The following is a 19,888-nucleotide window of genomic DNA, read 5'->3' on the forward strand; positions in this document are numbered from 1 at the left end:
AGGGTAGAAACCCAAGTGATGCAACGGATATGACTCAACGGCCGCTGAGGGCTTGGTGGGTAACAACATCCCCTGGGGAGATACAGCTCATTAAAAATTATCCTTGAGTCCAAGGTTCATCTTAAGGAGTATAAATTTTTTTCTTAGTGACGAAAGCTACATTTTGCGCGGCTTTAATGACGTAATACAAGATTATTACGGCAATACACTCATGGACCATAATTATGGGTTCTTCATTTTTATTTTGCTATGACTTTTTCATTTGATTCGTGGTTTCGGGGGCTTTCCCCTCGGCTTAGCTACCCATTTCGCCGCCAGGGCCGCTTATTGCTTTTGGCCTGTATGTTACCGCTCCTTTGGCAGGGGGTGGCGATCGCCCAAGGGAGCCTTGGTGAAATTCCCCCAGCCGTTCAGGTCACCCTAGATACCCTCTGGGTGGTTTTCGCGGCGATGCTCGTGTTCTTTATGAATGCGGGGTTTGCGATGTTAGAAAGCGGCTTTTGTCGGGCGAAAAATACCGTCAATATTTTGGCGAAAAACCTAATTGTCTTTGCCCTTTCGAGCCTTGCTTTTTGGGCGATCGGTTTTGCCCTGATGTTTGGCGATGGCAATGCCGTTTTAGGCTGGAATGGCTTTTTTCTTACTGGGGCAGATAATAGTCCCCTCACGGATTCAGCCTACAGTGGGATTTTTTCGTCCCTAAGCTGGGCGGGGATTCCCCTTTACACCAAGTTTTTCTTCCAATTGGCCTTTGCGGGAACGGCGGCCACCATCGTTTCTGGGGCCGTGGCGGAACGGATTAAGTTTGCTTCTTTCGTGATTTTTAGCCTGTTCTTAGTGGGATTTTCCTATGGTATTACCGGCCACTGGGTTTGGGGGGGCGGTTGGTTAGCGACCCTCGGGTTCTATGATTTTGCCGGATCAACGGTGGTGCATTCGGTGGGCGGTTGGGCTGCTTTGATGGGGGTGATCCTCTTGGGGCCACGCCTCGAAAAATTTGCTGGCGATCGCATCAATGCCATTCCGGGTCACAACATGAGTACCGCCACTTTAGGGGGATTAATCCTCTGGTTGGGTTGGTTTGGGTTTAATCCAGGTTCGACGATGGCCGCTGATCCCGATGCCATTAGCCATATCATCGTTACGACCAATATGGCTGCTGCCGCTGGGGCGATCGCCGCGACCATTACCTCCTGGATTCAATTTGGGAAACCAGACCTCTCGATGATCATTAACGGTGTCCTGGCTGGGTTGGTGGGAATTACTGCCACCTGTGCCTATGTGAATGTTCCTTCAGCCATCGTGATCGGGGCGATCGCCGGGGTGATCGTGGTTTTTTCGGTGCTGACCTTCGAGGGTTTACGCTTTGATGACCCCGTTGGTGCTCTCTCGGTGCATCTCGTCTGTGGTATTTGGGGCACCCTGGCCGTGGGCTTATTCAGTGTGGGGGGCGATGTTTACCCTTGGTATGCCGCCGATGCTGGCCCTAGTGCCGGATTATTCTTTGGGGGTGGCGTTGCCCAACTGCTCAGTCAATTTATTGGTGTTGTCGTGGTGGGTATGTTTACCGCTGGCTTTAGCTTTGCCATCTGGTTAGTCCTAGAACTGAGTATGGGCCTCCGGGTGAGCAAAGAAGAGGAACTAGAAGGTCTCGATATTGGTGAACATGGTATGGAAGCGTACCACCGCTTCTTCCGGGAGTAATTTCAGCACCTCCTTTCCTTAGGGACTCACCCGCCACCTTCGGCACCTCCCTCCAGAGAGAATGTTAGGAGGCTCTTTAGCATAACCAACAAAATCTCCTTTAGAGGGGATTTTTTTTACATAAAAAACACCCTAAAACCTAGGGTGTCGAAACAAAAGCTCAGTCGGCAATATTTTCGTTTTTAAAAAATTGTTTTACTGAAATTAGCGTTTTTGATGTTGCGCAAAGGAAATGTAATTGTGCTCAGCGTCGTAGAGGTGACATTGCTCAGTAATTGCTTTCATCAACTCCCAAGAAAATTTGGTTTCGTAGAGATATTCACCCCAATTTTGCTTGATGCTGGCGTAGGCTTTGCGGAGATTGTAGGAGGGAATCCCGGTAGAAAGGTGGTGGGGCACATGGACATTGATGTCGTGGCAAAGGACTTCAACCCACTTGGGATAGTCGCAATGGACGGTTCCAGACAGTTGGGCGATCGCCTCATTCCATTTGTCCCGGTAGCTAAAGGGAATTTCCGGTACGGTGTGGTGCACAAGGGTGAAGGTGCTCATCCAAAAATGGTAGCCAAGCCAAGGCATCAGCCAGAATTTCACGACGCCCCAAACGCCGAGGGTGTAGAACATAACCGGAAAGGCGATCGCCCCAGCGATAATCACAAATAGGGCCGAAAAACGCACTTGTTCCCGTTGCTTCCCGGTAAATTGGAACCAGTTAAAGTGTAATTTCAGTTGGTGAATCACCGAAGCAAGCCACCAGAGTTTGCCCCGGATCGCCCGGTAAACGGCTTTGATAAAGGCCGGAGAGTCATCGTATAGCTCAGGGGTAAAGGGAGCCCAGGCATTGTCCTCATCCATGTTGTTGGTGTAGCGATGGTGATGATTATGGAGAATGCGCCAGCTATGGAAAGGATAAATGAGCGGCAAGAAAGCCAGGTGACCGACTAAATTATTGACCCAATTTTTGCGGGAAAAGGAGCGGTGGCCGCAATCATGGCCAATCACAAAAAAACCCGTTAGGGCAGTTCCAGTTAAAAACCAAACGGGTAAAAGTAAATACCAAGGGGCGATCGCCAAGAGGGCATAACAACCCACCACCGCCGCCACACTTAACAGCACCCTAGACCAAGCTTTTAGCGGATTTATTTCGTAGACAGACCGGGGCAATGTATCGAGGATATCCCGGAGCCGTAGATTTGGATGCTTTTCTAAAAGAGTTGTGGCACTAGGGCGCACAGTAACTGATGTCATTGATATTGTTTGCGAAATGTAACATGGTTTCTAAAGGTTATACCACGATCACTATGCAAGCGTTTTTTTTCGATTACCGGGTCTGGCTCTTGGCAAGCCTCCATTGTTTGATGGGGGTGATGGCGGCATTGGTCTCTTGGCGCAAGGGTTACAGCTTCCGGCGTTGGTTGGGTTGGGGCCTCTTGGGAGGGACACCAACGCTCATTTTTGCCCTGGGGCGATCGCCTCATAATTCCCCCACCGATCCTGAGAAAAGTCCGCCGAACCATCCCCTTTAGCTTCCCTAGACTTTCACTTTTGTTTCATATTCACGAAACATACCTGATAAACTAAGCCATGGTTTTAAGCGAGATTTTCCCCAAGTAATATGACGGCCAGTCACCCCCCCAAACAGGAAAGACCCTGGAGTATTTGGACTGTTTTCGGCTCCACTTTTTTGACGATTTTCATTGCAGAAATGGGGGACAAAACCCAGTTAGCCACCCTCTTGATTTCGGCCCAAGCGGCTTCTCCCTGGGTGGTCTTTTTGGGGGCCGCCCTTGCCCTGGTCAGTACGAGCTTACTGGGGGTAATCATTGGCTACTGGCTCGCCCGGAAACTGGCCCCCGATATTTTAGACATGTTTGTTGGCGTGCTGCTGCTCGTGATTGCGGGTCTTCTGATTGTGGATATGCTGGCAGCCTAATGCCTTTTCCCAGGCGACCGTTCCTGGTTTTTGATTAACGTGATTCACCGATAAAACAGTTTTCTCACCCATGGTAGATATCGATTGGCAATTACTAAGTCTCACTTTTATTACCGTCTTCTTGGCGGAGATTGGTGACAAGAGTCAACTGGCGGCGATCGCCTTAGGAGGCAGTTCCAAATCACCCATTGCTGTATTTTTTGGCTCTGTGACGGCTTTGATTACCACCAGTCTTTTGGGTGTCATTGCCGGGGGAGCTTTCGCTGCGTTTATCCCTGCCCAAATTCTCAAGGGTCTAGCGGCCATCGGTTTTGCGACCCTCGCCGTGCGGTTGTTGTGGCACCCGACCCCAGCAGACGAAGATTAGGCCTCTATTTCCCCAGTCCGCAGATCGACGGGAGAAAAAAGAATCTTCTACACTAGAAGGGCAGATTTTTACGCCCTTGCGTTGGGTTTCCCATGGTTGCCACCGTTAGCTTAGATGCCGTTCTCCACAAACACCGGATTCGTCCCACGATTCAAGCGCTCCAATCAGAAATTGTCCAGTGGCGTCGCCAGATCCACCAGAAACCAGAACTGGCATTTCGGGAAAATCTGACAGCAGAATTTATTGCCCATAAGCTCACGGCATGGGGCATCCCCCACCAAACGGGCATCGCTGAAACCGGTATTGTCGCCCTCATCGAGGGTCATCAAAAGGGGAAAGTGCTGGGCATTCGCGCCGATATGGACGCCCTACCGATCCAAGAGGAAAATGAGGTGGATTACCGCTCCCAACATCCGGGAGTAATGCACGCCTGCGGTCACGATGGCCATGTGGCGATCGCCTTGGGGACGGCCAAATACCTCCAGGAAAACCGCGACAGTTTCCGGGGGGCTGTGAAAATTATTTTCCAACCCGCTGAAGAAAGTCCCGGTGGCGCAAAACCAATGATCCAAGCTGGAGTGCTTCACAATCCCGATGTGGATGCGATTATTGGCCTGCACCTGTGGAATAATCTTCCCCTGGGCACGGTGGGGGTACGGCCAGGGGCGTTGATGGCGGCGGTCGAAAGCTTTGACCTGCGGGTACAGGGGAAAGGGGGCCATGGTGCTCTCCCCCACCAGACTGTCGATGCGATTGTGGTAGGGGCGCAAATTGTCGGTGCTTTGCAAACCCTTGTGTCCCGTATTGTTAATCCCCTCGATGCGGCGGTGGTTACGGTGGGCGAATTTAAAGCGGGCCACGCGATGAATGTGATCGCCGATTATGCAGATCTCAAGGGCACCATCCGTTACTTCAACCCCCAACTGGAAAAAACCATTGGCGATCGCCTCGAAACCATCGTCAGCGGCATTTGCCAAAGCTATGGGGCCAGCTACAAATTAGACCACGTACATCTTTACCCACCGACGATCAACGATCCCGCCATGGCTGAGTTGGTGCGTTCCGTCGCCGAGGCAACCATCGAAACGCCCCTAGGCGTGATGCCCGAATGTCAAACCATGGGCAGCGAAGATATGTCCTTTTTCCTGCGGGAAGTGCCCGGTTGTTACTTCTTCCTTGGTTCAGCCAATCCCTACTTTGATCTCGCCTATCCCCACCACCATCCCCGCTTTAACTTTGATGAAACAGCCCTGGGAATGGGGGTGGAAATGTTTGTCCGTTGTGTCGAAAAATACCTCGCCTAAGCCCATGCAACTCCACGCTGACTTACAAGAACGAGTCGTCCTCGATACCAACGCTTTACCCTGGCAAGCCTCACCCATGGCCGGGGTCGAACGGCGAATGTTAGACCGGGATGGGGCCGAAGTGGCCCGTGCCACTTCCCTGGTACGCTATGCCCCCGATAGCTATTTTTCGGAACACACCCACGGCGGTGGGGAAGAATTTTTTGTCCTAGAAGGCACCTTTGCCGATGAACATGGGGAATATCCTCCCGGCACCTATGTGCGTAATCCCGTGGGTTCCAGTCACCGTCCCCACAGTAAAACGGGTTGTACGATTTTCGTGAAGCTCTGGCAAATGGATCCGGCGGATCAAACTTTTGTGCGGGTGAATACCCAAGTGCAGCCCTGGGTACCCGGCTTAGTGAAAGGTTTATCGGTGTTGCCGTTGCATAATTTCCAGGGGGAAAATGTTGCCCTGGTGCGGTGGGAACCGGGTACTTATTTCCAAACCCATCGCCATTGGGGGGGTGAGGAAATTTTTGTCCTGGAAGGGACTTTTGAGGATGAGCAGGGCAGCTACCCCGCCGGCAGTTGGTTACGCAATCCCCCCGATAGTATTCATACTCCCTTTAGTCGAGCAGGCTGCATTATTTATGTGAAAACGGGCCATTTGTAAGGCATTCATCAAATACCAGGGGATTTTTGCGTTTTTGTGGGATCTCGCTTTGAAAATCTGTGCTAAAACCCAACATAGGTGCAGACACTATCATTGAGTAGCGTTAACCCGTAAAACCATAGGTAATTTTCCCCGGAGCCATATGACTTTTTTTTGGCAGAATGATGACCTGGCTACGGGTCAAGGGATCAGCTTTGAGCAGCCGATTTTCCTGAATAGTCAGACGTCCCTCACCGAGGCGATCGCCCTCATGACAGGCCAGGAAAAAGATTCTCCCCAAAGTTGCTTAATCATTACGGAGGAGGAACAAATGGTGGGAATTTTAACGGAGCGGGACTTGGTGCGGCTGTCCCTTTCACCGAAAGCGCTCCACCAAACCTTGGTGCGGGAAATTATGACTAGCCCGGTGGTGACCATTGAGCAGAAAAATTTAATCGACGTTTTTTCGGCCTATAACTTAATGCGACGGCATCAGATCCGCCATTTGCCCGTCGTGGATGAACAGCAGCTTGTGATTGGGGTTACAACCCTTAGTCTGTTGCGGCAGGCGTTACATTTGGGCTATTTTCTCCGGTTTCGGGAAGTGCGGGAGGTGATGTCTAGTCAAGTGATTTCCGCCCCACCAGAAACCTCTGTCCTCGAAGTCGCGCAATTGATGGCGAGGCGACGGATTAGCTGCATAGTGGTGGCCATCGAAGCTGGATATTTCTCAAGCCCATCGGTATTGTCACAGAAAGAGATATCGTCAAATTACAAGGCTCTGGTGCTGATTTAGAGGCCTTGGGTGTTGGGGAAGTGATGAGTGCGCCCCTCATCCAGTTGCATCCTGGGGATTCCTTGGCGATCGCCCAAGAAAAACTCCAACGGCATCGGGTGCGGCGGATCGTTGTTACCGGAAAAGACGGGGCATTACGGGGTATTTTGACAGAAAGTAATCTCTCCCAAATTCTCGATCCCCTAGAACTGTTCGGGATGTTGGAAATTTTGCAGCATCGAGTCAAACAACTGAGCGAAGACCGCGATCGCCTCTTACCCCACAAAAATCTCCACCTCCAACAGGCCCTGAAAAACGGCGAATTTTTACTCTATTACCAGCCCCAACTCGACATCGAAAGTCAGCGGATCATTGGGGCGGAAGTGTTGGTGCGTTGGCAATCACCAGAACAGGGTTTGGTTTCACCGGGGGAGTTTATCCCCCTCGCCGAAATGACAGGCTTTATTGTGCCCCTGGGGGAATGGATCCTCAAAGCAGCCTGTACCCAAGCCGTCCAATGGCAACAACGGGGCCTGACTCCCTTGCAAATTTCGGTCAATCTTTCGAGTAAGCAACTACAAAGCCCCCAACTGGTGCCCTGCCTCAAGGCAATTTTGGCGGAAACGGGGCTTGAGGCCCGCTGGCTCAAACTAGAACTGACCGAAAGTGCCCTAGTGGAGAATGTTGATTTTACGATGGCCCAATTTCGGCTGATTAAGGAACTAGGCGTGGCGATCGCCATTGATGATTTTGGGACGGGTTATGCCTCCCTGGGGTACCTGCAACATTTTCCCTTTGATACCCTCAAAATTGATCGCTGCTTTGTGGAAAATATTCACCAAAACCCTAAAAATGCCGCCATCACCAAAGCCTTGATCAACATGGCCCAGCAGCTTAACTTTTCGGTCGTCGCTGAAGGGGTAGAAACGGCTGAAGAAATGGAATTTTTGCGCCAACATCACTGTTACACCTTCCAGGGGTTTTTCATTAGTCGCCCCCTGCCGACGGCGGCCTTCGAAACATTTTTAGCAAATTATCCAGCCTAAAACTCCGAATCATTACGAAACCCAGTCGTCGTTGCCCGTTCCCCGAGGGAAACAGTTATGCTGAAATTGCGAAAATATTTGCCTCTGTCTGCGGGGTTTGCCCCCAATAATTCACGCCTTATCAAGAAATAGCCATGATGCAAGTCGGACTGCAAGCGCTCCTTAGTGATGCCCATTTGGATGCCACCCAGGCCCAGAGTCAACGGCAACTCTCCCTCTCCATTGGGGCGATCGCCAGTGATTTCCAAGACGCCACCCTGCCGCTCAATCTTTGTTTAGTGCTCGATCACAGTGGTTCAATGGCTGGGCAACCCCTCCGCACCGTTAAAGAAGCCGCAATACAACTGGTTGACCAACTGCGGGAAGGCGATCGCCTCTCGGTGATTGCCTTTGATCACAAAGCAAAGGTGATTGTCCCCAACCAAGACGTCACGGACAAAGCCCACATTAAAGCCCAGATTGATCGCCTTGAGGCCGCCGGGGGCACCTGTATCGACGATGGTATTAAGCTTGGGTTACAGGAGCTGGCCAATAGCCCCGGTAAACGCGCCGCCCAGGTGTTTATGCTCACCGATGGCGAAAATGAACATGGCGATAATGGCCGCTGCTTGGAAATTGCCGCCGTTGCTGCCGAACATGGCGTCACCCTCAATAGTCTCGGTTTTGGCGAAAATTGGAACCAAGATGTCCTCGAAAAAATTGCTGATGCGGCCAATGGCAGCTTGGCTTATATTGAAACCCCCAATCAGGCCCTCACCGAATTTGAACGACTCCTCCAGCGCGCCCAATCGGTTGGTTTAACCAATGCTCAACTGCTTTTGCAACTTTCTCCCGGTAGTCGCTTGGCAGACCTCAAACCCCTCGCCCAGGTGGCCCCAGAAACCATCGAGTTGCCCGTGGTCAAGGAAGGCGATTTTTACGGTGTCCGCCTTGGGGATCTCTTAACCGAAGCGCCCCGGATTATTTTGGCCAATCTCTATATCGACCAACTGCCCCCCGGCCACCAAGCCATCGCCCAGGCCCAAGTCCGCTACGATGACCCGGCCACGGGCCGAACCCGGCTCATTTCGGAAGCGATTCCGATCACCGTAGACGTCCAAGAAAACTATCAACCAGCCCCGAATCCGGTGGTGCAGCAATCGATTCTCGCCCTTGCTAAATACCGACAAACCCAACTGGCCGAAGACAAGCTCAAGGCGGGTGATCGCCAAGGGGCCGCAACCCTCCTCCAAACGGCGGCAAAAACGGCGATCCAATTGGGCGACACCAATGCCGCCACCGTCCTCCAGCAAAATGCCACCCAACTCCAAGGGGGCCAAGACCTCTCCGAAGGCGATCGCAAACGCACCCGCATCGCCGCAAAGACAATGATTCAACCTTAATCTTTAGGAAACCACCCTACTCGTCAAATTCAACTTGGAGCGTTGTCCCTTCAAAACTGACCAAATCCCCGTGGCGTAATTTCCGTTTGCGGCGGGTTTCTGTTTCTCCATTGACCTCCACGAAGCCCCCCTGGATGACCATTTTGGCCTGACCCCCCGTCGCCACAAGGTTCATAATTTTCAGAAATTGATCAAGCTGAATTGTGGGGTCGTCGGTCGGCATCTGGGTCATCGGAGTTAGACAAAAATAAAAAATTTAGAGGGTTTCAGCAAAGAGAGTCTGTACCTCTTGCCATGCTGCTTGGGCGGCCTGTTCATTGTAACTGGCACGGCGATCGCAAAAGAAGCCATGGCCTGCCCCTTCATAGCGAAAAATCTTGTGCTCGACTTGGTGTGTTTTTAAAGCCGTCTCGATCTGATCTACTTGAGCCGCCGGAATCGACGCATCGGCCATCCCAAAGAAACCGTAGAGTTTGCCTTGGATTTCAGGGGTATAGTCCAGGGTTGTCTGGGTTGCTTCCCCAGGACACCAGGTGGTAATCCCAGCACCATAAAAAGACGCTGTTGCCTTAATCTCCGGCAAACTGGCCCCCAAATAGACCACATGACCACCAAAGCAAAACCCAATGCTACCAACCCCCGTGGGCTTCACCTGGGGCAGATCATAAAGATAATCAATGGTTGCCTGGAGATCACTAAGTAGTTCTGTGGCCTTAGTCTGTTCTTTGTATTGCCGTCCGACTTTCACGTCTTCTGGGGTGTACCCTGTTTCAAATCCTGGGGCCAACCGTTGATAAATCGCCGGGGCGATCGCCACATAACCCAAGCGGGCAATGCGGTCAGTGACATCACGAATGTGGCCATTAACCCCAAAAATTTCCTGCACCACAATCACAGCGGGCAAGGGTTCCGCACTAACTGGATAGCTCAAGTAAGCCGCAATCTGCAGATCACCATTGGGAATTTGAACCGTTTCTGTTTGGAGTGGGGACATCACAAAAACACTGGATAAATAACTTCGTCGTTCCCATTTTAGAAGGTGCTCCCTGCGAAATTGCTTTGCCCATAGTCACAAAAAAAGAGGGAAAGACTCCCTCTCTTAAAAAATCCATGTATTGAACTTAAAAGTTAAATATTTTGCCCTAACGCTTCGGCAAGAAGGCCATCGGGTTAACTGCTCCCTGACCCTTCGGATGAATCTCAAAATGGAGGTGTGGGCCAGTGCTAAAACCAGTGCTCCCCATGGCTGCAATTTGTTGGCCTTGCTTGACCTGTTGGCCTTTGCGTACCATGATCCGGCTATTGTGGGCATATAGCGTGACACTGCCATCACCGTGGCGGATCTTGACGAGGTTGCCATAGCCGCCGGAGTTCCAGCCAGCTGTAATCACTTCACCATTGGCCGCTGCAAAAATGGGGGTGCCTGTGGGGGCAGCGATATCAATCCCCCGGTGCATCCGACCCCAGCGGGGGCCATAACCAGAGGTAAAGGTTCCTTTCGCCGGCCAAATATAACCATTGAAGATTTCAGCGCCCGGTAAATATTCATCGGGAGAGGCCAGGGGAGGCAGATCCGGGCTCACGGTTTCACCAACAGAGAGACGCAGAAGCGCGTTGTAGTTGGCGACGTTGCCAGGAGAAGCCGCTGCAATTTCCTGGGGCGCTTCGGGCACTTCCACGGTGCGGGGGGCCGCAGCAGAAGGCTCAGGTTGTCCTTGCCATTCTGGGTTAACTACCGGGGCCGGTGCCGCAGCGCGCTCATTGCTGGTGAATTCGACATTGGGAGCCGGAACCTTGAGGGCAATGGGCGTTGATTGCTGTTGATATTCCCGACGTAGCCGCGCGATGTCAGTTTTAAGCTTTTCTACGGCGGCTTCCGTGGTGATTCGGTCGCTGTCCGGTGCGGTTACAGAACTAGTTTCTGCCTGTAATTTGGGCTGCGGCAGAGAAACGGCATTCGCTAGGGTTGCACTATTACGATTCACGCCTTGGGTTACCTCCATTTGGGGAACAAGGGCCACAAATTCTTTTTGGGGCTGGGGTTGCTGGGCGCGAGCCGGAATCGCTAGCTTTTGGTTGACGTAGATTACGTTGGGATTGAGCAGCTTATTGGCGGTAATCAATTCACGCCCTGAGATGCCATAACGACGGGCGATCGCATATAAAGTTTCCCCGGGACGAACCACATGGGTTTTGGGCACGGCATTGGTGTTTGCTGCAACCAAGACTTCCGCTGGGGCTGCTGGAGTAGCGGCCTTTTCTTGGGGACGCACCAGAGGCGTTGAGGCATTGCTCTGGGCTGGCGGAACAGTCAGGGTGACAGAGCGGGCCTGTTCTGCTTTTTCTTCTTTTTTCGCTTCCAATACCAATTCAGGGGTAGGAGATTGGAGCTGGGGGGGTTCCGGTAAACGCTGGGGGCTAGAAACCGCATTGTTAGCGATTAAGGTTTCCGGTGTGTGTTCCGCTTTGGCCGTGGGCGCACTGAAGTCCTGGGGTTTCGGTACAGGAATTGTGACAACGCCCTTGGGGGCAGCGGTGGGTGCCTGGGGAGTCAAAGCAGTGGAGCTAACCAAGGTTTCGGGTTGAGGTGCCTCTGTTTTGGCCTCAAAAATCACCTTTTCCACAGGCTGGCTTTTTAGGGCTTGAATACTTTCGACGAGTTTGTCCTGTTCGGCGCGTAATGTAGCGGTAGGTGCGTCGGCCTCAAGGCGGGCAGAATCGGCATCCATGAGGGCTTGGGAAGGAAGCTCAAGGGCGGCAACTTCGACGCTGGGCTTGGGGAGCGTGGGTTGCTCACTGGGGGCGATCGCCGGAGAGTCAATCTCATAACGGGCGATCGGTTGTTGGGAAGGGGCCGGAATTTTTAGTGCTTGCCCAACCACTAGAGTACTTTCGACAGTGAGATCGTTTAAGGTGGCGATCGCCTCAGGGGCCACGCCATACCGTTGAGCAATGGACCAAAACGTATCAGCTTCAGCAACAATGTGCTTGATGGCGGGTAGTTCAGGCTCAACCCTACTGACAGAATTTGAACTTACAGCAGCGACGAGTTGGGGGGATTCGACCTCCGGAGCCGTTGCTAAAGTAACTGGAGCAGGAATCATAAATGTTTCTCCTTGGGAAAAAAGACGGTCTGTTCGTGAATTGGGCAAAGCCGTTACTTCCGTGGTCAACACCGAAATCGGTGAAATTTTTCGTAGCCCTCAATGGGAAGACAAAAAATGTGAGAAGTGAGGCACGTTTTCCAGAAAACCAACAAGACTCCAGGGGGAGCAGGCTGATGGGAAAACAGATGCTTGGTTCGACTTTACCGACGTTGCCAAAGCTGCAGTACCTTCAGGGGATACAATGCGGTGCTTTTGGGATACGTCCTTCAAAAACAACCTCCTACTTGTGTCGAGCAGTGGTTTCATTCTGCTTCAACTGAAACAATTGAAGTAACAATTCTACCGACTTCTCGTGATTGAGATCACTTGAATTGGACATTTGGTGAATGTCTAGGAAAGGTTACCCTGGTTTCTTCTTTTTAACAAGTCTGGGTTGATATATTTTGATTTTTCTGGGGGAAAAACACTGGGATCAATGGGTAGTCCAGGATACAGAACAAGGGTGATTTCAGTTAATATTTAGTTGCACTTTTCCCCACTGGCGATCGCCTAGCATATTTTTTTGGTTTTGACAGCTTCTCTAGCCAAGACACCTATTGCATAAGTTTTTTAGGCTTTCTAAGTACCCATTTAGCGATAGTATTTTTGTTTTAAAAGAATAAAATCTCCACCGATTCAGGGGAGATCTGTTAATGTTTTCGGCGCACTACGGGGGGGCGGTGATAGAAATATCTTATCGGGGAAAACTAAAGCCCTAATTGACGCCGCACTTCAAAGAGACCCACCGCTGCACTCACGGAAAGATTAAGGCTCCGAACATGGGTCTTATTGATAGGAATAGTTAGGGTTGCATCGCAGCGTTGGAGCAGTTCTGCGGGGAGGCCTTGGGTTTCGCTACCAAATAGCAACCAGTCATCATCTTGGTAGGTGAATTCTGTGTATTGGCTCGTGCCCCGGACGCTGTAACCCAGGAGACGCCCTCCTCTGGTGGCCTGGGCCTGGAGGAAATGCTCAAGGTCGGGATAGAAAGAAAGTTTGACATGGGGCCAGTAATCTAGGCCGGCGCGTTTTAGGTGGCGATCGCCAATTTCAAAACCTAGGGGGCCGACGAGGTGTAATTCCGTATTGGTCGCCGCACAGGTGCGGGCAATATTACCTGTATTGGGGGGAATTTGGGGGTGAACAAGAACCAGTTGGGGCATCGGCGCAGATTAATCAAAAAAGTCTTACAAACAGTTAAAGATACCCATTCAAGCACCTAGGCCACAAGGGCAGCGGGTTCGCACAAATATTGGGCTAATTCTTGATCGAGGGTTTCGGCTTCGGCGATCGCCTTTTGGATAATCATCTCTAAAGGTTGACCTTGACGATGGGCCTGGAGCCATTGTTGAGCCTGATTCCCCTCCCGGAGTAACTTTTGCAACGGGCTGAGAAAACAAGCAAATCCCGCCTGTTTCGCAAAGGGATAGACTTCTGTATAAATTTCTTGGATCCAATCCACCGCTTGAATCGGCTGGCCTGTGCGCCAGTGATAGAGGGTCGCCTCTAGGCTAGATTGGGCCGCCAGTTGCTCATTGGCATCGGTAATTTCCAAGAGGCGGGCTGGATTTAACTGACTGGACTTGAGGGGGTCGAGGTGGGGCTGGGCTAAAAGCTGCTGGATTCTTGCTTCGACGAAGGCGACAATGGCCAGCAATTGCAGGGGATGGATCACCAAATCACAAATTCTCAATTCCAAACGATTCAGGGAGTAGGGACGGCGATCGCCATTGGGACGCACCGAAGACCACAAATGTCGGACATTTTGCATCGTCCCCAGGCGGAGTTGCTCATTAGTCCAATCAATAAAATGTTGATGGCTGGTAAACAACGGCACCTGGGCCGGGGTTTTCGGGAACACTTGCCAGCGGCGGGAATGGGAACCCGTCACGCGACCATCTAGAAACGGCGAGGCCGCACTCAGCGCCAGGATCAACGGCGCTTCGAGGCGCATTAACCGACAGGCCCGCATCAAAATTTCTGGATCCTCAATGCCAATATTAATGTGGACACTGGCCGTCACCACATCGGTGCCATAGGTCTGTTCAATATAGGCATGGTAGGGATTTTGAGGATCCGAGCGAAAAAAGCGACTCGCATCACCGAGAGAGAGGGTACTGCCAGGAATGAGGGTGTAGTTCCCCAGGGTTTTTAAAAACTGACGCAGTTGCAGTCGGGGCTGCAAAATTGCACAGAGCAAACTTTCATAGCTGCAACAAGGGGGCGTAGTGTATTCGACATTGCGATTATCAGGTTCCCGCACAAAGCCTTCAAGGGCCTTTACCACTTGATCGGAGAGGCCGATAATTTCTCCGGTGGGGGTGCCTGTGTAGATTTCAATCTCTAAACCTTTTGATAGCAGCAAAATGTATCCTCAAATCCTGGCAATGGGGGATGAATCATGCAGATTATCCAGCAATACACTATTTTATGCTGCCCTTCTCTCTCCTTGTGCGAAAATTTCTCCCTGACGGTGGGGAATTTTAAGTTAATATACTCATTCTCTTAATAAACGCCATTTTAAAATTGCTTTAGATCAAACCATGAGTCAATGTACAGTCCAGGATAAAGCCGCTAATACACTACCCCTAGATACCCGGGTAAAATATCTCTCGATCCAAGCGGAATTGGAACTATTGCTCCAACAAATCCGGTCTAATCCCCAGAAGCAGGAGCGAGCCTAGGGTAAATGGGGCGTCATGGTTTTTCATTGGGGCCATGGCTCCTTATTTTTAGATTTTTAGGGATTTTTTGGCGGAAAACGAAAGGGCGATCGCCTTGTCAAGGGAAAAATTAAGTATTTCTTTAGAAAGGGCAACCAAAGATACAGAAAAAAAAATTGCCCGTGTTAATCTGAGATACCTTACGGCTCCTCAGCCATTTCCCTTAAATTTATTTTCTCCCTGAACCCCTCCTCCATGGCAAATTCCATGACCCCTAGCACTCCAGTCGGCAAAGTTTACCTTGTTGGGGCAGGCCCCGGTGATCCTGGCCTCTTTACCCTAAAGGGCAAAACCCTCCTCGAAATGGCTGATGTGGTTGTTTATGATGCCTTGGTCAGTGAGCCAATTTTGGCGATGATCAATCCCCAGGCCGAACGGATCCATGCGGGGAAACGCCGGGGCAGACATTCACTCCCCCAGGAAGAAACCACAAAAATTTTGATCGAAAAAGCCCAGGAATTCGCCATTGTGGTGCGCTTGAAAGGGGGCGATCCGTTTGTTTTTGGGCGAGGCGGCGAAGAAATGGCCGATCTCCAAGCCGCAAATATTCCCGTCGAAATTGTCCCAGGCATTACCTCTGGCATTGCCGCTCCCGCCTACTGTGGCATTCCCCTCACCAGCCGTGGTTATAGTTGTTCGGCAACCTTTGTCACAGGCCATGAGGCCGCTGGCAAGTATCGACCCCAGGTTAATTGGCAGGCAATCGCCCAGGGTTCCGAGACCCTTGTGATCTACATGGGCATCCACAATCTGCCCCAAATTATTCCCCAGCTCCTCGCAGGGGGCTTAACCACAGACACTCCTATTGCTCTAATTCGTTGGGGAACGCGCCCGGATCAAGAAGAACTTCTGGGTAATCTTGGGGACATTGTCCAAAAAGTCGAAGCAACGGGCTTTTCTGCGCCGGCGATCGCCATTGTGGGTCGCGTGGTAGAACTCCATCCCCAGTACGACACCCTGTTACATGCGACAGATTAAATCCCCTGATTTTTGGGAGAATTTCACATTTTCGCTGTAGTCTACGGGGCAATCGATCACCGCTGGCACATCCTGGGCTAGGGCTTCTTTTAAGGTCGGCACAAGGTCGGCGGCGGCAGTAATCCGATAACCCTTGAGGCCCATACTTTCGGCAAACTGCACAAAATCGGGATTGCCAAACTCCACAAAGGCTGGTGCGCCGAACTGGTTAATCTGTTTCCAACCGATCAAACCATAGCCACCGTCGTTAAAAATTAGGGTGACAAAATTCGCCCCAATGCGCAGGGCCGTTTCTAGCTCCTGGCAGTTCATCATAAATCCCCCGTCCCCCGTGACAGCCACGACATTTTTTTCTGGGTGGACTAATTTAGCCGCCACAGCCCCGGGAATCGCAATGCCCATCGCCGCAAATCCATTGGAAATCAGGCAAGTATTGGGGCGATCGCAATGGTAATGGCGGGCCATCCACATTTTGTGGGCCCCCACATCGGAAATGACGATATCCTCTGGGGCCATCACTTGGCGGAGATCGTAGATGATTTTTTGGGGTTTGACCGGAAAACTAGCATCGGTGCCGTGGCGTTCATAGTCCTCCCGAATCTCAGCCCGGACATTGAGAAATTTTGGCGCGGTTTTGCCCTCACGGTCTGTGCGTTTACGGATTTCATTTAAGGCATCACCAATGTCGCCGACAACTTCTGTGAGGGGAATATAACTACTGTCAATTTCGGCAGCCACTTCACCAATGTGGATAATTGGGGTTGTTCCCTCTGGGTTCCAGCGTTTGGGGGAATATTCGATCAGATCGTAGCCCACTGCAATTACTAAATCGCTCTGTTCAAAGGCACAGGTGACAAAATCGCGCTGTTGGAGTCCCACCGTCCACAGGGACAGGGGATGGGTGTAGGGAATTGCCCCTTTGCCCATAAAGGTGTTGACCACGGGAATATTCAGCTGGGTGGCAAAATCGGTGAGGGCTTCGGCGGCATCGGCGCGAATAATGCCATTACCCACCAGAATTAAAGGACTCTTGGCATGGGCGATCGCCTCGGCAGCCCGGTTTAAACTCCGGCTTGAAGCATAGATTTTTTCACGACCATCCCGCTGGAGGGGCTGACCTTCTACGGGCATCGCCGCAATATTTTCAGGGAGGTCGATGTGTACGGCCCCTGGTTTTTCCTGCTGGGCAATTTTAAAGGCACGACGTACCACCTCCGGGGTCGTGTTCGGCCGGACAATTTGTTTATTCCACTTGGTGACGGGGGCAAACATCGCCACCAGATCAAGATATTGGTGGGATTCAATGTGCATGCGGTCGGTACCCACCTGCCCTGTAATCGCAATCAGGGGAGCCCCATCGAGGTTCGCATCGGCAACCCCGGTCATTAGATTGGTAGCCCCAGGCCCCAGGGTAGACAGACAAACCCCCGCTTTTCCGGTTAAACGACCGTATACATCGGCCATAAAAGCGGCACCTTGTTCATGGCGGACGGTGATAAAGCGGATGGGAGACTCCTTAAGGGCTTCGAGGATATGGAGATTTTCTTCCCCCGGCAGCCCAAAAATATACTCCACCCCTTCATTTTCTAGACATCGGATCAATAATTCTGCAGTATTCACGGGCGATCGCCTCCTCAGGCACCAAAATCGTTGGGATAAAGTCGGGGGGTTATTTTAGCCACACCGTTTTGGCATTCACAAAGGTGCGAATCCCAGCGAGGCCCAATTCTCGCCCATAACCAGAGCGTTTCGTCCCACCAAAGGGGAGGCGGGGGTCAGATTTCACCATGCCATTGATAAAGACGGCCCCAGCATCGAGCTCTTGAATAAAGCGTTGTTGTTCTGCTGGATCATTTGTCCAGGCGCTGGCCCCTAAACCAAAGGGAATATCATTGGCGAGGGCGATCGCCTGATCGAGATCTTTAACCGTAAAGACCATCGCCACCGGCGCAAACAGTTCCTCCTGGAGAATCTTTGCCCCTGGGGGAATCTCCGTCAAAATGGTCGGCGGATAAAAATAACCGGCGCGGTCTAGGGGTCGCCCGCCCAACAAAACCTTGGCCCCAGCGGCCACCGCTTGATCCACTTGGCGGCTGATATCCTGCAAGATGCCCTCCGTTGCCAAGGGGCCGATATCCGTCTCCGGTGCCATGGGATCGCCAATCTTGAGACTGGCAAATTTGAGCTGGAGTTTTTCGAGAAATTCGGCGGCGATCGCCTCGTGGAGAATAAATCGTTTCGCGGCAATACAAGATTGACCATTGTTCATCGTACGGGCTACAGTACCGACCTCGACTGCTTCATCGAGATCCGCCGACGGAAAGACCACAAAGGGATCACTGCCACCCAGTTCCAACAGCGTCGGTTTGATTTCCTGGCCCGCTAGACTGGCTAAACTCGCCCCCGCTGGTTCGCTCCCTGTTAAGGTGGCGGCCTTCACCCGGGGATCTTTAATCACCTGCTCTACCTGGGACGCGCCAATTAACAAGGTTTGAAACACCCCTTCCGGAAATCCTGCCGCCTCTAAAATCGCTTCCACCGCCAGGGCGCACTGGGGCACATTGGACGCATGTTTTAACACCGCCACATTCCCGGCCATTAATGCTGGGGCGGCAAAACGGAAAACTTGCCAGAAGGGAAAATTCCACGGCATCACCGCGAGCAGAATGCCCAAGGGCTGATAGCACACATAACTTTCTGTGGCCTGGGTTTCTGTGTATTCGTTGGCCAAAAACTGTTCACCATGTTCGGCATAGTAGCGACAGACGAAAGCAGATTTTTCGGCTTCGGCGATCGCACTTTTATGGGTTTTTCCCATCTCAGTGGTCATAATTTCTGCAAACTTACTGGCATCCCGTTCGAGGATGGCCGCTGCATTTTCGAGCCACTGTCGCCGTTGGCTAAAACTGGTGCGCCGATATGCTTGAAATGCTTCCTGGGCCTTGGCTAATTTTGCGTCAATTTCTGCTGGGGTCAGGGCTTTAAAACGCTGACATATTTCTCCGGTCGTGGGATTGATCGTGGCGATCGCCATAACTCTCTCCTTTGCCGCTGCGGGCTTGAGGCCTCCACTCTTCTCAGTGTAAGCGGGAATTTTTGCAATTTTTAGCGATACCGATAAACCTAAACAATCCGTGACATACACCCGACACGGATATTTTTATCGGAAAGTCGGCGTAAAACCCTGCCTCTTTTAGAGCGGGGATATAAGCCGAGCGACGACTCGACTGAGCTCGCCGAAGTCTGACCAACGGGAAGAAGCAAACTACATTTTCTGTTTTATTTTAAAATATCCAGCATAAACATTGGAATGGTCGAACTAATGCTGATTCTTGAGTTTAAAGTCAAAGGTAAACCGGCTCAATACAACGCCATTGACGAGGCTATTCGGACAACTCAGTTCATCCGGAATAAGTCTATCCGCTATTGGATGGATAACCCCAATGTCACGAAGTACGACCTCAATAAACAATGCGCAGTATTGGCCAAGGAGTTTCCTTTTGCCAATGACTTAAACTCTCAGGCTAGACAATCTGCCGCTGAACGGGCTTGGTCGGCCATCAGTCGTTTCTACGAAGACGTTCGGCTGAGCGCTCACGTCGAAGCCTGCAAGAAGAAAGTCTCAGGGAAAAAAGGCTATCCCAAATTCCAAAAGAACTGCCGCTCTGTGGAATACAAAACCACGGGGTGGAAACTGGAGGACAATCGTAAATACATCGTCTTCACTGACAAAAATAAGATTGGTCGATTGAAACTCTTGGGAAGCCGTGACCTGAACTTTTACCAACCAGAGCAAATTAAGCGGGTGCGATTAGTGCGCCGGGCCGATGGTTACTATGCCCAGTTTCCGGTAAGTGTAGACCGTCAAGAATCAGTAATGCCATCAGGAAAAGCGA

20 protein-coding genes are annotated in these 19,888 nt (G+C 51.5%); 12 read left to right on the plus strand and 8 right to left on the minus strand.

The features are described from left to right. Window positions 1–249 precede the first annotated feature (249 nt). Window positions 250–1,704: an ammonium transporter gene (locus AACR41_RS03755; protein ID WP_030007749.1), complete on the plus strand. Its 1,455-nt coding sequence runs from the start codon at window positions 250–252 to the stop codon at window positions 1,702–1,704. A 204-nt stretch (window positions 1,705–1,908) separates the two neighbouring features. Here AACR41_RS03755 and AACR41_RS03760 read toward each other — a convergent pair whose 3' ends face one another. Further along, the gene (locus AACR41_RS03760) at window positions 1,909–2,952 is read right to left on the minus strand and encodes a fatty acid desaturase (protein WP_030007750.1); all 1,044 of its coding nucleotides are present in this window, start codon (window positions 2,950–2,952) and stop codon (window positions 1,909–1,911) included. A gap of 53 nt (window positions 2,953–3,005) precedes the next feature. Between AACR41_RS03760 and AACR41_RS03765 the strand changes: the two genes are divergently transcribed. The 8 genes from AACR41_RS03765 (at window position 3,006) to AACR41_RS03800 (ending at window position 9,145) form a co-directional block, all read left to right on the plus strand. Further along, window positions 3,006–3,230 (plus strand): hypothetical protein, encoded by a 225-nt coding sequence (locus AACR41_RS03765; RefSeq protein ID WP_045442321.1) that lies wholly within the window; start codon window positions 3,006–3,008, stop codon window positions 3,228–3,230. 89 nt (window positions 3,231–3,319) lie between these two features. Continuing rightward, window positions 3,320–3,637, plus strand: a complete 318-nt coding sequence (locus tag AACR41_RS03770) for a TMEM165/GDT1 family protein (protein WP_012308349.1) — start codon at window positions 3,320–3,322, stop codon at window positions 3,635–3,637. Window positions 3,638–3,716: 79 nt separating this feature from the next. Beyond that, complete coding sequence (locus tag AACR41_RS03775) at window positions 3,717–4,004, plus strand: TMEM165/GDT1 family protein (RefSeq protein ID WP_030007751.1); 288 nt, start codon at window positions 3,717–3,719, stop codon at window positions 4,002–4,004. Between the two features lie 92 nt (window positions 4,005–4,096). After that, window positions 4,097–5,308, plus strand: coding sequence for a M20 metallopeptidase family protein (locus AACR41_RS03780; RefSeq protein ID WP_030007752.1), 1,212 nt, complete (start codon window positions 4,097–4,099; stop codon window positions 5,306–5,308). Further along, a complete protein-coding gene (locus tag AACR41_RS03785; protein WP_339367623.1) occupies window positions 5,286–5,963 on the plus strand; it encodes a cupin domain-containing protein in 678 nt (225 codons plus the stop codon). Before AACR41_RS03780 ends, AACR41_RS03785 begins: the two co-directional genes overlap by 23 nt. A gap of 142 nt (window positions 5,964–6,105) precedes the next feature. Next, the gene (locus AACR41_RS03790) at window positions 6,106–6,738 is read left to right on the plus strand and encodes a CBS domain-containing protein (RefSeq protein ID WP_052349706.1); all 633 of its coding nucleotides are present in this window, start codon (window positions 6,106–6,108) and stop codon (window positions 6,736–6,738) included. A 23-nt stretch (window positions 6,739–6,761) separates the two neighbouring features. Further along, window positions 6,762–7,763 (plus strand): EAL domain-containing protein, encoded by a 1,002-nt coding sequence (locus AACR41_RS03795; protein WP_052349707.1) that lies wholly within the window; start codon window positions 6,762–6,764, stop codon window positions 7,761–7,763. Window positions 7,764–7,900: 137 nt separating this feature from the next. Further along, window positions 7,901–9,145, plus strand: a complete 1,245-nt coding sequence (locus tag AACR41_RS03800) for a vWA domain-containing protein (RefSeq protein WP_030007754.1) — start codon at window positions 7,901–7,903, stop codon at window positions 9,143–9,145. A gap of 16 nt (window positions 9,146–9,161) precedes the next feature. Here AACR41_RS03800 and AACR41_RS03805 read toward each other — a convergent pair whose 3' ends face one another. The 5 genes from AACR41_RS03805 to gshA form a co-directional block, all read right to left on the minus strand. After that, the gene (locus AACR41_RS03805) at window positions 9,162–9,377 is read right to left on the minus strand and encodes an RNA-binding S4 domain-containing protein (RefSeq protein WP_012308354.1); all 216 of its coding nucleotides are present in this window, start codon (window positions 9,375–9,377) and stop codon (window positions 9,162–9,164) included. 24 nt (window positions 9,378–9,401) lie between these two features. Then, the gene (locus AACR41_RS03810) at window positions 9,402–10,139 is read right to left on the minus strand and encodes a dienelactone hydrolase family protein (protein ID WP_030007755.1); all 738 of its coding nucleotides are present in this window, start codon (window positions 10,137–10,139) and stop codon (window positions 9,402–9,404) included. 148 nt (window positions 10,140–10,287) lie between these two features. Then, window positions 10,288–12,249, minus strand: a complete 1,962-nt coding sequence (locus AACR41_RS03815; RefSeq protein ID WP_030007756.1) for a LysM peptidoglycan-binding domain-containing M23 family metallopeptidase — start codon at window positions 12,247–12,249, stop codon at window positions 10,288–10,290. Window positions 12,250–12,998: 749 nt separating this feature from the next. Then, complete coding sequence (locus AACR41_RS03820) at window positions 12,999–13,454, minus strand: tRNA (cytidine(34)-2'-O)-methyltransferase (RefSeq protein WP_030007758.1); 456 nt, start codon at window positions 13,452–13,454, stop codon at window positions 12,999–13,001. A 56-nt stretch (window positions 13,455–13,510) separates the two neighbouring features. After that, window positions 13,511–14,656: a glutamate--cysteine ligase gene (gene gshA, locus AACR41_RS03825; RefSeq protein WP_030007759.1), complete on the minus strand. Its 1,146-nt coding sequence runs from the start codon at window positions 14,654–14,656 to the stop codon at window positions 13,511–13,513. A 178-nt stretch (window positions 14,657–14,834) separates the two neighbouring features. Here gshA and AACR41_RS03830 point away from each other — a divergent pair, with 178 nt between their 5' ends. Beyond that, entirely contained in the window at window positions 14,835–14,975 is a 141-nt protein-coding gene (locus AACR41_RS03830; RefSeq protein WP_012308359.1) for a hypothetical protein, read from the plus strand. Window positions 14,976–15,221: 246 nt separating this feature from the next. Continuing rightward, entirely contained in the window at window positions 15,222–15,992 is a 771-nt protein-coding gene (gene cobA / locus AACR41_RS03835) for a uroporphyrinogen-III C-methyltransferase (RefSeq protein WP_223209948.1), read from the plus strand. Here cobA and AACR41_RS03840 read toward each other — a convergent pair. Both AACR41_RS03840 and AACR41_RS03845 read right to left on the minus strand, forming a co-directional pair. Next, entirely contained in the window at window positions 15,975–17,612 is a 1,638-nt protein-coding gene (locus AACR41_RS03840) for an acetolactate synthase large subunit (protein WP_030007761.1), read from the minus strand. The two genes, cobA and AACR41_RS03840, sit on opposite strands and share 18 nt — an antisense overlap. A gap of 49 nt (window positions 17,613–17,661) precedes the next feature. Further along, on the minus strand, window positions 17,662–19,026 hold the full coding sequence (locus AACR41_RS03845) for an NAD-dependent succinate-semialdehyde dehydrogenase (RefSeq protein WP_030007762.1): 1,365 nt from the start codon (window positions 19,024–19,026) through the stop codon (window positions 17,662–17,664). 288 nt (window positions 19,027–19,314) lie between these two features. Between AACR41_RS03845 and AACR41_RS03850 the strand changes: the two genes are divergently transcribed. Next, on the plus strand, window positions 19,315–19,888 hold a 574-nt coding region (locus AACR41_RS03850), incomplete at its 3' end, for an RNA-guided endonuclease InsQ/TnpB family protein (protein WP_030007763.1).

The sequence above is a fragment of the Picosynechococcus sp. NKBG042902 genome, from assembly GCF_963864045.1.
GTDB lineage: Bacteria > Cyanobacteriota > Cyanobacteriia > Cyanobacteriales > MRBY01 > MRBY01.